12 protein-coding genes are annotated in these 12,526 nt (G+C 66.8%); 10 read left to right on the forward strand and 2 right to left on the reverse strand.

Annotated elements, in window-relative coordinates; all coding sequences use genetic code 11:
- Window positions 1-145: 145 nt before the first annotated feature.
- The 5 genes from EJI00_RS04335 to EJI00_RS04355 all read left to right on the forward strand — a co-directional run bounded on the left by EJI00_RS04335 (window position 146) and on the right by EJI00_RS04355 (window position 3,827).
- Complete coding sequence (locus EJI00_RS04335) at window positions 146-985, forward strand: hypothetical protein (RefSeq protein ID WP_126746245.1); 840 nt, start codon at window positions 146-148, stop codon at window positions 983-985.
- Window positions 986-1,095: 110 nt separating this feature from the next.
- On the forward strand, window positions 1,096-1,983 hold the full coding sequence (locus tag EJI00_RS04340) for a phosphate/phosphite/phosphonate ABC transporter substrate-binding protein (RefSeq protein WP_126746246.1): 888 nt from the start codon (window positions 1,096-1,098) through the stop codon (window positions 1,981-1,983).
- Between the two features lie 57 nt (window positions 1,984-2,040).
- Window positions 2,041-2,745: a glutathione S-transferase N-terminal domain-containing protein gene (locus tag EJI00_RS04345; protein WP_126746247.1), complete on the forward strand. Its 705-nt coding sequence runs from the start codon at window positions 2,041-2,043 to the stop codon at window positions 2,743-2,745.
- A gap of 238 nt (window positions 2,746-2,983) precedes the next feature.
- Window positions 2,984-3,601, forward strand: a complete 618-nt coding sequence (locus EJI00_RS04350; protein WP_126746248.1) for an RNA polymerase sigma factor — start codon at window positions 2,984-2,986, stop codon at window positions 3,599-3,601.
- A 10-nt stretch (window positions 3,602-3,611) separates the two neighbouring features.
- Window positions 3,612-3,827, forward strand: coding sequence for an iron dicitrate transport regulator FecR (locus EJI00_RS04355; protein WP_126746249.1), 216 nt, complete (start codon window positions 3,612-3,614; stop codon window positions 3,825-3,827).
- Window positions 3,828-3,839: 12 nt separating this feature from the next.
- Here the strand turns inward: EJI00_RS04355 and EJI00_RS04360 are convergent, their stop codons facing one another.
- Together EJI00_RS04360 and EJI00_RS04365 are read right to left on the reverse strand one after the other, a co-directional pair.
- On the reverse strand, window positions 3,840-4,061 hold the full coding sequence (locus EJI00_RS04360) for a hypothetical protein (protein ID WP_260590447.1): 222 nt from the start codon (window positions 4,059-4,061) through the stop codon (window positions 3,840-3,842).
- An 11-nt stretch (window positions 4,062-4,072) separates the two neighbouring features.
- On the reverse strand, window positions 4,073-5,764 hold the full coding sequence (locus EJI00_RS04365; protein ID WP_126746251.1) for a cyclic peptide export ABC transporter: 1,692 nt from the start codon (window positions 5,762-5,764) through the stop codon (window positions 4,073-4,075).
- A 133-nt stretch (window positions 5,765-5,897) separates the two neighbouring features.
- On the opposite strand from EJI00_RS04365, the gene fhuF reads away from it, so the two are divergent.
- From fhuF to EJI00_RS04390, 5 genes are all read left to right on the forward strand, one after another.
- Window positions 5,898-6,743: a siderophore-iron reductase FhuF gene (fhuF, locus tag EJI00_RS04370; protein WP_126746252.1), complete on the forward strand. Its 846-nt coding sequence runs from the start codon at window positions 5,898-5,900 to the stop codon at window positions 6,741-6,743.
- 97 nt (window positions 6,744-6,840) lie between these two features.
- Window positions 6,841-7,686 carry a formyltransferase family protein gene (locus EJI00_RS04375; RefSeq protein WP_126746253.1) on the forward strand — a complete coding sequence of 282 codons (846 nt, stop codon included), beginning with the start codon at window positions 6,841-6,843 and terminating at the stop codon, window positions 7,684-7,686.
- On the forward strand, window positions 7,683-8,723 hold the full coding sequence (locus tag EJI00_RS04380) for a GNAT family N-acetyltransferase (RefSeq protein ID WP_126746254.1): 1,041 nt from the start codon (window positions 7,683-7,685) through the stop codon (window positions 8,721-8,723). Before EJI00_RS04375 ends, EJI00_RS04380 begins: the two co-directional genes overlap by 4 nt.
- A gap of 45 nt (window positions 8,724-8,768) precedes the next feature.
- On the forward strand, window positions 8,769-10,109 hold the full coding sequence (locus tag EJI00_RS04385; protein WP_126746255.1) for a lysine N(6)-hydroxylase/L-ornithine N(5)-oxygenase family protein: 1,341 nt from the start codon (window positions 8,769-8,771) through the stop codon (window positions 10,107-10,109).
- Window positions 10,110-10,291: 182 nt separating this feature from the next.
- Complete coding sequence (locus EJI00_RS04390) at window positions 10,292-12,463, forward strand: TonB-dependent siderophore receptor (RefSeq protein WP_126746256.1); 2,172 nt, start codon at window positions 10,292-10,294, stop codon at window positions 12,461-12,463.
- Window positions 12,464-12,526 lie beyond the last annotated feature (63 nt).

Genomic DNA, 12,526 nt, shown 5'->3' on the forward strand with positions numbered 1-12,526 from the left:
GCACAGCGGCAATCCGCGCATGGGTTTTTGGCATGCGCTCTATAACTTGGCGGTCATCAAAAGGGAGCCCCGCCCGGAAGCACCGCGCGCATGGAGATTGCGTGGCGAGCCCGAGGCATTTTTTTTGCCTTCTGAAGGACCTTTCATGCTGCTGCCTCGCTCCCGCCCGCTCGCCAACACCGCAAGATTGACGACGCTGGGCACTCTGGCCGGTGCCGGATTGCTCTTTGCCCACGCAAGCGCCTGGGCGGAACCTTCGCCCGCACTCGACCGGTTCAGTTTTTCGGTGGGAGCCTTCAGCGCCGATGCCAAATTCAATGCATCGGTCAGCTCGCCCTACGGCGCGCTGCGAACACGCGACCTCGAGCCCGGCCGCGTGACCATGCCGCGCGTGACGGCGGACCTGCTGATCGGGGACAGCCACGGCCTCTCGTTCGACTACTACCGCTACAAGCGCGACTACTTCGGCCAGGCCGGCGGCAGCGAATCGCTCGGCGGTTTCGGCACGTTCAACGCCCTGGGCAACGCCAACCTCAACGTGAAGCTCGACTTTGCAAAGCTCTCGTACAAGTGGTGGCTGGGCACGGGCAACACGGTGTTCGGGCTGGGTGCGGGCGCGGCCTACTACTGCATCAACGTGGGCGCGAACGCCAATGTGGCGGTCAACGGGCGCATCAGCCAGTTGAATGAAGACGCGAGCGACGATGCCATTGCGCCCTTGCTCGAAGTCGGCGTGCGGCATGCCATCAACCCGGACCTGCGCCTGTTTGCCGACCTCTCCGGCGTGCGCAAGGGCGGCGGGCGCTTTCACGGCAACATCTACAACGCCAGCGCGGGCGTGGAGTGGTTCCCCGTGAAGAACGTGGGCCTGGTGCTGGCCTATGGCGTCACCAACATCGACCTGGCGCGCGAAAGCAGCACCGCCGAGACGCGGGTCAAGGTCAAGCTGCACGGGCCGTCCGCCTTCCTCAAGGCGCGGTTCTGAGGCTCCACCAGCCGCAGCGGCCCGGCGCCATGCATGCCATGGGCGGGGCGCCGCGCGCATAGGTGCTTGCGATCATCGGTGGCCGCGCCCCCGGCCCCTATGATCTTTTGATGTACATCCCCGCCACACTCCGCCCCGACAACATCGACGTGTGCGCCGCCAGTGCGCGCCGCACCCGCAAGCCGCGCTCGCTTCTGCTTGCGGCTCCGGCGGCGGCGTTGCTGCTGGCGGCGGCCGCACCGACCCACGCGCTGGTCATCGGCGTGACGGAAGGCGTGAGCTACCAGGTCACCGAAAGCCAGATCGCACCACGCTTCGAGCCCATTGCCGAGGCCTTGAGCAAGGCATTGAAGCAGCCGGTGACCATCAAGGTGTTGATTTCGTACAACGGTGCGCGCGAGGCCCTGAAGGAACAGCAGGTCGACATGGCCTTCATCCATCCGGCCCATGTGGCGCTCGAAGCCATCAAGAGCGGCCGCTACCAGGCCCTGGCCTGGACCGGCGGCTTTACCGCGTACAAGGTGTCGCTGCTGTGCAAGGAGCCGCAGCCCATCTCCGACTGGAAGAGCATTGCCGGCAAGGGCCTGGTGATGCCCGACCCGGATTCGATCACCTCGGTGATCACGCGCGCCATGCTGCGCGAGCAAGGCGTGCAGGCCGCCTCGCTCAAGCTCACCAACACACGCTACCAGGATGCCGTGCCCTTCTACGTGAAGAACGGTTTTGCCGCCTATGGCGCCACGGCCTCGTCGGGCGTGATCAAGGCCTGGAAGGACAGCGGCGGCAACGTGTGCGCCGAATCGCGCGCGGTGCCCATCAAGCAGTGGGTGGCGTCGCGCAAGCTCGATGCCGCCACCACCGCCGCGGCGCGGGAAGCCCTGCTGGGGCTTGCACAAAGCGACGCCGGCAAGCGCGCGCTTGCAACCTCGACCTACACTGGCTTCGTCGCGCCGTCGGCCGAGGTCGAGGCCGCCTTGCTCACCTGGCTGGGCATCTGAAAACCGGCCGGCGCGGCGCCATGGCTCCGCTCCTTTTCCGCTCTTTCAGAATTTCCCATGCACGATCTTTCCAGCTTTCCCATCACCAAGAAATGGCCCGCGCTCCAGCCTGACAGGCTGCAGCTCTATTCGCTGCCCACGCCCAACGGCGTGAAGGTTTCGATCATGCTGGAAGAAACCGGGCTGCCGTACGAAGCGCACCTGGTGAGCTTCGAGACCAACGACCAGATGTCGCCGGAATTCCTGTCGCTCAATCCGAACAACAAGATTCCCGCCATCCTCGATCCCGATGGCCCCGGCGGCAAGCCGCTCGCGCTCTTCGAGTCGGGCGCCATTCTTGTCTACCTGGCCGACAAGACCGGCCAGTTCATTCCGCAAGAGGCCGCGGGCCGCTACGAAACCATCCAGTGGCTCATGTTCCAGATGGGCGGCATCGGTCCCATGTTCGGCCAGCTCGGCTTCTTCAACAAGTTTGCCGGCAAGGACTATGAAGACAAGCGCCCGCGCGACCGCTACGTGGCCGAATCGAAGCGGCTGCTCGGCGTGCTCGACAAGCGCCTCGAAGGGCGCGACTGGGTCATGGGCAATGGCTACACCATCGCCGACATTGCCATCTTCCCGTGGGTGCGCAACCTGATCGGCTTCTACGAAGCGGCCGAACTGGTGGGCTTCAGCGAATTCAAGAACGTCGCTCGCGTGCTCGAAACCTTCGTTGCGCGGCCTGCCGTCGTGCGCGGCCTGGGCATCCCGAAGCGCGGCTGATTGCGAAGGGCGGCGCACCCGCCGCCCGATCCGAAAACAGAACTATTCATTTTCGGAGCAAATGTCTCTTTCAGCACGCATCCGGGGTTCCCAAACCTTTAACCCGCATCGTTCAGCTGCGGTTAAGGTTACACTTCAATAAGAATAATTCTTATTCAACCATCCGAGTCACCCTTCGCTCTGAAGCCGGTGACCGGCCGGGAACCACCACTGCGAATGCTTGCGAGAAGGCGATCGGATGCGCGACCTCGTCCAGGAACTGGTAGCTCACTATGCGGACCTGCGTCGGCAGCTGACGCGCGACCTACGGGACCCGCACTACGCGGCGGACATCGCGCAGTCCAGCTTCGAGCGGGTGTATGCGCACGCGCTCAAGCTGAACAAGGACATCCGCATCGGCGGCGCGGCAACCGATGCGCTGCAGGGCTCGGGCATCGAGTCGCCGAGGGCCCTGCTGTTCCGCGTGGCGCGCAACCTGTGCGTGGACGATGCGCGCCATCGCAAGGTGGCGCAGGAATGGGTCAGCACGCATTTCAGCGTCGGTTCGCGCCAGACGGTGCCGTCTTGCGAATACATCGCCTCGCAGCAGCAGGTGCTGGCGCGCGTGGTCGAAACGCTGGAAACGCTGCCGCCCCGGCGGCGCGAAGTGTTTTTGCTGTTTCGCGCCTATGGCCACACCCGGGCGGAAATCGCGCAGCAGCTCGGCATCACTGAAATGGCGGTGGCCAAGCATCTGCTGCGCGCCGCCATCGACTGCTCGCGCGTGTTCGCGGCGCTGCGCTCGGAGCTCGTCGAACAGACCACCGTCTCGAACCGAACGGGCTTCGACGCGAAGCTGGCCGAAGACTTCGCCTGAGCGCCGCAACGTGGCAAGCGCGCCGGAAGAAAAGCTCATCGAGCGCGCACTCGCGCTCATTGTCGAAAGCGAAAGCGCCCCGCAAGACGCCGCGGTGGCCGCGCGCCTGGCCTTGGGCCGTTGGCGCAGCCGGTCGGCCGAACACGCGGCTGCGGCGCAAGAAGCGCGGCGGCGCTGGGACGCCCTCGGCGGCATGGCGGCGGAACTGCGCAACCTGCAAAAGTAGCGGTGCCGCGCCTCACTGCAAGCGCCCCTCTTTACACAGCGCCTCTTCCATCGACGGCTTGATCAGCGCGGCGCCGGTCAGTGCCCACAGGGTCAATACGTCGTCCAGCGCGCAGATGTTGCCCGGGTCCACCGCGAGCCACCGAATCAACTCTTCGGCGCGCTCCGGCGAGGGCGAGTCGTGCAGCGTGCAAAACAGCGTCCACGCAGCGTCGAAGGCGGGATCGTCGCGCACCAGGTTCCGCCTCACGCAGCCAGGCTTTCGAGCGGCACGTGGGCCTTGTCCTGCTCGATCTTTCCGGCGCGCATCGTGATCACGCGGTCGGCCAGGTGAAAGTACCTGTCGTCGTGCGAGATCACCACCAGCAGGTGCCCCTTGGCGCGCAGCTCGGGCAGCAGCTCCGTGTAGAACAGATGCCGGAAAGCAGGGTCCTGGTCGGCGGCCCATTCGTCGAACACCAGCACCGGGCGGCCCTCCAGGTAGGCATGCACCAGCGCCAGCCGCTTGCGCTGCCCGGTCGAGAGATCGGTGGTGGTGAAGGCGCCGTCCTTCACGCTCACCTTGTGCGCGATTTCCAGCCGCTCCAGGTAGGGCAGCGCCGTCTTCGGCAACGTGGCCGTGCCGGCGCCCTCCTCGCCGGCCGCCAGGTCCTCGAACAGGTAGAAGTCAGAGAAGACGGTCGTGAACAGCTGCCTGTAGTCGTCGCGGCCCTCGGGCGTCACCACGCCGCCGTCGAGCAGCACGTCGCCGCCGTGCGGCGCATAAAGGCCGAGCAGCAGCTTGATCAGCGTCGTCTTGCCGGAGCCGTTGTCGCCCACGATGAACACCATCTCGCCGGGCCGCAGCGACAGGTCGATCGGACCGAGCGTGAAAGCCTCGCCGCCTTCGGGCGCATCGAAGCTGTAGCGCACGCCGCGCATGGCAATTTCGCGGTTCAGCATCACGCCGTTGGATGCGCGCTCAAGATGCAGGTGCGGCTCCGGGGTTGCAAAGCGGGCCGACAGGTCGGCAATGCGGCGGAAGGCGATCTTGGCGCGGCCCACGCCCGGCAGAGCGCCGGCGATCTGGTCCACCGGCCCCTTCAGGAACAGCATCACCAGCACAAAGCCGCTCAGCACCGCGGGCTCGGTCGGCCGGAACGCGGCCCAGCCGAGGATGAGCGCAATCAGCAGGAAGAACAGCGCCGAGCCAAAGGCCGTCGCCATCACATAAGTGTTGATGGCGCGTCCGTTCACGGTGCGGATGTTGTCCACGATGCGCTCGATCTGCCCGCCGAACATCCGCGTGCGGCGCGCGCGGTGCATGCGGAATTCCTTCGCGCCTTCGCTGATTGCGCGGTAGGTCTTGTGCAGCTGCTCCTCGTATTCGCGCGCCTTCCAGAAACCCACCTCGGCGCGCACCTGCGCGCGGGTCTGGATGGTCGCGCCAATTGCGAGCGCCACCACCAGCAGGCAAAAGAGCGGCAGCGACAGGTAGGCCAGATACGCCAGGCAGCCCAGCGCAATGGCAAATGCGATGAGCGTGGACGACAGCACGAAGGCCACGTCGCTGATCATGTCCACGTCCTGCGACAGCACCGGCATCAGCCGGTGGGTCCGGTAGCGCTCCAGCGCGTCGATGGGCGCCGAGAGAATTTTCTGCGCAAGGCTCTTGCGCACCTGCGCCACCAGCCGCTGGCCGACGAAGTTGGTCGACACGTCCGAGGCCATGCGCCCCAGCAGCGCCACCGCGCACAGCCCGACGAAGGTCAGCAGCAGCCCGCCCGCCATGCCGCCCTGGCGGTTGAGCACCTGGTTGATGGTGCCCAGCAACGCGACGGTGGCCACACCCGCGCTGATGCCTGTGACCGCGGAAAGGAGAACCCACGGAAGAAACGGCCTGAGCAGGCGTCCGAGCTCGGAAGTGTTGCCACGGAGGGGCGTGGTGGTCGATGTCATGCAAAGGCTCTTTCCGCCCACCCGGGGCAAAACGGCTTGAAAACGGCCATGCCCTGTCGGCATCGCCCGGGCGGCTGCGTGCCGCCTACTGCATAGACGGTTGGCTCCGGGCAATGTTCATGCGATGCGCCGGATGAACACCGTCGCCGCCAAACCGTCTTCAAGGGATGCATTCCCCGCACCTCTTGCAGGCCGCCTCGTGATCGCGCTGCTGGAACCCCTGTTCCCCGGCGCGCTCGCCGCGCACGCCGAACGGCTGCAGTGCGCGGACGCGGTACCGGCCGGCGCGCTGCGCGTGGCCGACCTGGCGCATTCGCCTTCGCTCCTGGCAGACGTGCTGCACCTTCATGCCCGCGCGCGCGGCGCGGCCGGTGCGCGCGACCTGCGGCCGGTCGCCTCGGCGTGGAGCCTGGATTACCTCTCCGCACTGCTGCCGCCCGTGGTGGCGGCCGCCAGCGTGCTGCAGCACGTGTTCCCGGTTTCGGCGGAGCACATCTGGGTACGTCTCGACGACAAGGGCACGCCCTCGAGCTTTCATGTGCTGCACCTGGGCGAGGCACTGCGCGGCGCCGACACCGCGCAGCGCTATGCGCCGCTGCTGTGGCAGCACCTGCAGCCGCTTTTCACTGCCCTGTGCAGCTTCACGCGGCTTGCGCCCAAGATCCTCTGGGGCAACACCGCGCGGCACCTCGAACCGATTTTCGACATGGCGCTGGCCGCGACCGGCGGCGCCGCCCACATCGCGGCCGACCGCGACTGCCTGCTGCACCACCCCGCCTGGCCGGACGAGGCCCGGCCGGTCAACCCGCTGCACGCCCGCTGCCGCGAGGCGCAGCGGGCCGGCGCCGCCCCGGGCCGGCCGCTCAAGCTGCACCGCCAGTGCTGCCTTTACTACCTGCTCCCGTGCGAGGACTACTGCGGCGCCTGCCCGCTCGCACCGCAGCACCGAAAGACCGCGAGCGAGAGCCTGCAGCCGTGAACAGATTGCGCGCTGCCACGTCTTCTCCTGAAGGCCCCACGCCTGCGTTTCACGCCCAAGCCGACTCCAACGCCAATCTCCCTTTCACGCCACACCCATGTCCAAGGCAAAGCTCGTCTACATCCTGTCCTTGAGAAACGCGGCCGCCGACAAGGCCGGCCAGTACATCGACTTCAAGGGCACGCAGCGCTACATGGCGTCTCCGCTCGAATACCTGGCCAAGGCACTGGACGAAACCTCGCTGGGCGATGCCTATTCGCTCGAAGGCATCGTCTACGACGACGACGAGGGCTCGCCCCGGGACCGCGCGGCGCTGGAGGACTACGGCTTTTCCTTCCAGCCCGGCCGCCAGTGGATCTTTCCGGGCGACCTGAAGGCGCAAGGCAAGCTGCTCAACGGCATGCTCCACGCGGTGCCGTCCGAATACCGGCGGCTTCCGCTGGACGCGAAAGAGCGCCCCGCCGCCAAGAGTGCCTTCGAGCGCCGCCTGCTCGACAAGCTGCTCACGCTGCAGGCCGACATCGTCGTGCTCGACGGGCTCCTGGTCATCCTGGACGAGCTCGTGCGCCCGGGCGCGCCGTTCCACCGCAGGATCGTCAACATCCACCCCGGCATCACGCGCATCGAATCGCCCTACGAGCGCCGCGGCGCCTGCGCCACGCTCGATGCGCTGCACGGCGCCAAGGGCCGCAAGGTCGTGAACTGGCAGACGATGGAAAGCGTGCCCGCGCCGCTGCTGCTGAAGACCGGCGCCTCGCTGCACTACGTGGACAACGGCATCGATTCCGGCGAGGTCATCCACGACGTGCTCGGCACGCACATCGACCCCGCGGACTCGATCCTCGAGCTGCGCTGGAACAACTTCAACCACAGCCTCTTTCCGGCACTCCACCAGGGCCTGGCCCTGCTCGCGAGCCGTCGGTCCACCGAAGGAACTTCATGACCCTCACCTCCTACGCCGACGGCACGCCGCACGACATCACCCTGGACGGCGAGATGCTCGCCGTGCGCAGCCGCCAGGGCGACAGCCGCTCGCTCTGGAAGCTGGCAGCCGGCGGGGCCGACGCCGCGCTCCAGTGGGTCGACGGCAGTGCGGCCTCCACGCCCCACCTGCTCGCGGCACTGGAAGCCGCCTTCGAGCATCTCCCCGCGCACAAGAGCCTTGCGGTGACGGCGCCCGCGCCGGCCGAGGAACTGACCCACACCGGCGTGCTGCTTGCGTTGCCGGAGGGCGGCATGCGCGCCTTCCGCGACATGCTCTGGCAGCAGCCGCGCCTGTGGCTTCCCGCCGTGCATGCCCCGATGGCGCAGCGCTACGCGCTCACCAACGGCAAGGTGCATCCGCTGCGCACGCCCAAGCCGCGCGGCGTGCTCTACCAGCGCTTCATTCCATGGCTGGGCAAGACCTTCTCGTTTCGCAGCATCGACTTCGAGCGCGACCTGGGCATCTTCAACCGCTGGATGAACGACCCCGACGTGGCCGAGATCTGGGACGAAGAGGGCAACCTCGACAAGCACCGCGCCTATCTCTCGGGCATCGACCGCGATCCGCACATGTATTCGATGATCGCGAGCTTCGACGGCGAACCCTTCGCCTACTTCGAGATGTACTGGGCCAAGGAAAGCCGCATCGCGCCCTTCTACGACGTGCAGGACTACGACCGCGGCTGGCACGTGCTGGTCGGCGAGCCGTCGTTTCGGGGCAAGGCCTACGCCACCGCGTGGCTCACCTCCATCTCGCACTACATCTTCCTGTGCGACTCGCGCACCCAGCGCGCCGTGGGCGAGCCCCGCATCGACCACGTGCAGCAGATCCGCAACCTGGACAAGTCGGGCTACGCCAAGGTGAAGGAGTTCGACCTGCCGCACAAGCGCGCACAGCTCGTGATGATGCTGCGCGAGCGCTACTTCATCGACGGCCTCTGGCTGCCGCGCAGCGACGCGCCGGCGGCAGCGGCCGCGCCCGCCAAGCCCATCTGACCCGCTCAACCCGATCAACCGTTCTCGCAGCAAAAGGAAACCGCCATGGTCATTCACGACGTCATCGGCATCGGCTTCGGCCCTTCGAACATCGCGCTGGCGATCGCGCTCGACGAGAAGCGGCGCGAAGGGCGCCGGCTCGACGCGATGTTCATCGAGAAGCAGCCCGCCTTCGCCTGGCACAAGGACATGATGCTCGAGCATGCGCACATGCAGATCTCCTTCCTGAAGGACCTGGCCACGCTGCGCAACCCGACCAGCCGCTTCACCTTCATCAACTACCTGCACGAGAAAAAGCGCCTGCAGGACTTCATCAACCTGAAGACCTTCTTTCCGAGCCGCCACGAGTTCAACGACTACCTGGCCTGGGCCGCCGCGCAGTTCGAGGATGCCTGCGTCTACGGCGAGGAAGTGTTCGAGGTGCTGCCCGAGCGCGAGGCCCACGCCGACGAGGTGACGCTGCTGCGCGTGCGCTCGCGCGACCGCGCCGGCCACGTGAGCGAGCGCCTCGCGCGCAACCTCGTGGTGAGCATCGGGGGCATGCCCAACATTCCGGACTGCTTCCGGTCCCTGCGCAACGACCCGCGCGTGTTCCATTCGAGCACCTACCTGCAGGGCATTGCCGCGCAGGAGGACGCGCAAAAAATCGCCATCATCGGCGCCGGACAGAGCGCCGCGGAAATCTTCATGGACCTGCAGGGCCGCCCCCATGCGCCGGAGGTCGACCTCGTCATGCGGGCCCGCTCGATCCGCCCATCGGACGACAGTCCCTTCGTGAACGAGGTGTTCAACGTCGAGTTCACCGACTACATGTACAGCCGGCCCGACGACGAGCGCGCCGCCCTGCTCGAGGAGTTCGGCCACACCAACTACGCGGTGGCCGACCTGGAGCTGATCCAGCAGATCTTCAAGATGTTCTACCAGCAGAAGGTGCGCGGCGAAAACCGAATGCGCTTCCTGCGCCGGCACGACATCCGCAGCGCCCACGCCACCGCCGACGGCATTCACCTGACCATGTGCGACCAGAACACCGGCCGCGAAAGTACTTCGCGCTACGACGCCGTGGTGCTGGCCACCGGCTACGCACGCGAGCAGCACAAGGACCTGCTGACGCCGCTCGCGCCCTACCTCGGCAGCTTCTCGGTGGACCGGCACTACCGCGTGCGCAGCACCGGGGACTTCCGGCCCGCCATCTTCCTGCAGGGCGCCTGCGAGTCCTCGCACGGGCTGAGCGACACGCTGCTGTCGGTCACCTCCGTGCGTACCGGGGAGATCGGCAGCGCGCTGCTGAAGGTGATTCCGGCGCTTCCAGCGGTCCCGGGGGTTCCAGGTACGGCCGGCTCGGCCAGCGCCGGCCGGAGCGAGCGCCAGGCCGTCCGAATCTAGGCCGCCGCCCGGCCGCCTGGGGCCGCCGGGCAGGTACGCGCTGAAGCATTTGGTACAGGGTGTCTCTCTTTTTGTAGTTCAAACGTCTCATGTACGGAAGCGCCAGAACTGCGGATTGCGGCAGGCCTTGCGCTGAAACCCGAACACGTCGTTTTTTTACTGCTCCTGGAGTACCTCAACCTATGCGTCCCCTGCCCCGCCCCCGCCTGCTGAGCGCCGCGCTTGCCTCGGCCTTCGGAACCGCCTGCACCCTCTGGGCGGTCCCAGCCTTCTCGCAGGACAGCAGCAACCTGCCGGCGGTGACCGTCACGGCCGATACGGAACCGTCGGCCAAGGGCCATGTGAACGGCTACGTGGCCAAGCGCAGCGCCACAGGCACCAAGACCGACACCCCGATCCTGGAAACCCCCCAATCGATCTCGGTGGTCACGGCCGACCGCGTGGCCGCCATCGGCGCCACCACCGTGAAGGACGCGCTGGGCTACACCCCCGGCGTAACCACCACCGTCTTCGGTGCCGATTCGCGCTACGACTGGATCTCGATCCGCGGCTTCGACGGCTACGCGCCGGGCTTCTACCTCGACGGCATGCCCCTGCGCAACAACGGCAACTGGGGCGTCTGGCAGATCGAGCCCTACGGCATGGAGCGCATCGAAGTGCTGCGTGGACCGGCCTCGGTGCTGTACGGGCAGGCCAGCCCCGGCGGCGTGGTCAACGTGGTGAGCAAGCGCCCCACCACCGAGCCGCTGCGCGAAGTGCAGCTGCAACTGGGCAGCGACAGCCGCACCCAGATTGCCGCCGACTTCTCCGGCCCCATCGACGCCGAAGGCAAGCTCAGCTACCGCCTGACAGCCGTGGGCCGCGACAGCAAGCTGCCCGCCGGCAGCATGGACGACGACCGCTTCTACATCGCGCCCTCGCTCACCTGGCGCCCGTCGGCCGACACCACGCTCACGCTGCTGTCGCACTTCAACCGCGTGCGCGGCGGGGTGTTCACGCGCGGCCGCCCCACTGTGGGCTCGCTCGTTCCCACGCGTTTCGGCAACTACATTCCCGACTCGCTCCTGGCCGGCGACCCCCACTTCAACCATTTCGACATGGACCAGTGGATGGTCGGCTACGAGTTCGAGCACCGCTTCAACGACACGTTCACGGCGCGCCAGAACCTGCGCTACGGCCGGCTCGACGTCGACTACGGTGCCGTGCAGGGCCGCGCGATCGTGCCGGTCAACAGCAACGTCGCCGATCCGCGCAACTACCAGATGCTGCGCCGGAGCATCTCGGGCAGCCGCGAGAGCGTCTCGACCTTCACGCTGGACAACCAGCTGGAAGGCAATTTCGTCTCGGGCGACTGGAAGCACAAGGTGCTGATCGGCCTGGACCACCAGCGCACCGGCATCGAGCAGGCCAGCTACAGCGGCGGCAGCGCGCCGAGCATCAACATCTACGCGCCCGTGTATGGCGGCCCGTTCCTCGTGCCCGCTCCCTATATCGACGCCAACACCCGCCTGACGCAGACCGGCCTGTACATCCAGGACCAGATCAAGTGGGGCGACCGCTGGAGCCTCACGCTCGGTGGCCGCTACGACCGCGCCTCCACCATCATCCACAGCAACCTGGATGGAACGCGCAGCGACATTCCCGAGCACAAGTTCACCAAGCGCGGCGGCCTCGTCTACACCTTCCCGAGCGGCTGGGCGCCCTACCTGAGCTATTCCGAATCGTTCTCGCCCTCGGCGCGCCTGAACCCCGACACCAGGAGCCCGTTCAAGCCCGAGACTGGCCGCCAGTACGAAGCCGGCGTGCGCTACCAGCCCGTGGGCACCACCGACAGCTACAGCGCCGCCATCTTCGACCTGCGCCGCCAGAACTACATCACCGCCGACGCCAACTTCCGCCCGCGCCAGACCGGCGAGGTGCTGGTACGCGGCCTCGAACTCGAGGCGGCCTTCAAGCCCGTCAAGCGCATGAACGTGACGGTGTCGTACGCCTACACGCCCAAGGCCGAGATCACGGCCAGCAGCACGCCGAGCGAAATCGGAACGCCGCTGCTCGCGGTGTCCGAGCACCGCGCCGCGCTCTGGGCGGACTACCGCTTCGACAACGGCTTCAAGGTTGGCCTGGGCGCGCGCTTCAACGGCTCGAACCGCGGCGACCTGAACAAGGCCCCGGTCAAGGTGCCTTCGTACACTGTGTTCGACGCGATGATCGGCTACGACATCGACCGCTGGAGCCTTGCGCTGAACGTGCGCAACCTGGGCGACAAGACCTACTTCTCGAACTGCGACCAGTACGGCAACTGCTACTACGGCGACCAGCGCAAGGTCACGGCCACGGCCACCTACCGCTGGTAAGGCGCGCGGCCGGCCTGTAAAAGGCACAAGGGGGACGGAGCCTGCGCTCCGCCCCCCTTTTTT

The sequence above is a fragment of the Variovorax sp. DXTD-1 genome (assembly GCF_003984625.1).
In the GTDB taxonomy this organism is placed as follows: Bacteria; Pseudomonadota; Gammaproteobacteria; order Burkholderiales; family Burkholderiaceae_C; genus Variovorax.

Excerpts from the sequence above, each read along its gene's own strand:
- EJI00_RS04335 (WP_126746245.1), top strand. The coding sequence starts at position 146 with ATGCTGCTGCCTCGCTCCCGCCCGCTCGCCAACACCGCAAGATTGACG.
- EJI00_RS04380 (WP_126746254.1), top strand. The coding sequence starts at position 7,683 with ATGACCCTCACCTCCTACGCCGACGGCACGCCGCACGACATCACCCTG.
- EJI00_RS04340 (WP_126746246.1), top strand. The coding sequence starts at position 1,096 with ATGTACATCCCCGCCACACTCCGCCCCGACAACATCGACGTGTGCGCC.
- EJI00_RS04345 (WP_126746247.1), top strand. The coding sequence starts at position 2,041 with ATGCACGATCTTTCCAGCTTTCCCATCACCAAGAAATGGCCCGCGCTC.
- EJI00_RS04350 (WP_126746248.1), top strand. The coding sequence starts at position 2,984 with ATGCGCGACCTCGTCCAGGAACTGGTAGCTCACTATGCGGACCTGCGT.
- fhuF (WP_126746252.1), top strand. The coding sequence starts at position 5,898 with ATGAACACCGTCGCCGCCAAACCGTCTTCAAGGGATGCATTCCCCGCA.
- EJI00_RS04375 (WP_126746253.1), top strand. The coding sequence starts at position 6,841 with ATGTCCAAGGCAAAGCTCGTCTACATCCTGTCCTTGAGAAACGCGGCC.
- EJI00_RS04385 (WP_126746255.1), top strand. The coding sequence starts at position 8,769 with ATGGTCATTCACGACGTCATCGGCATCGGCTTCGGCCCTTCGAACATC.
- EJI00_RS04390 (WP_126746256.1), top strand. The coding sequence starts at position 10,292 with ATGCGTCCCCTGCCCCGCCCCCGCCTGCTGAGCGCCGCGCTTGCCTCG.
- EJI00_RS04365 (WP_126746251.1), bottom strand. The coding sequence starts at position 5,764 with ATGACATCGACCACCACGCCCCTCCGTGGCAACACTTCCGAGCTCGGA.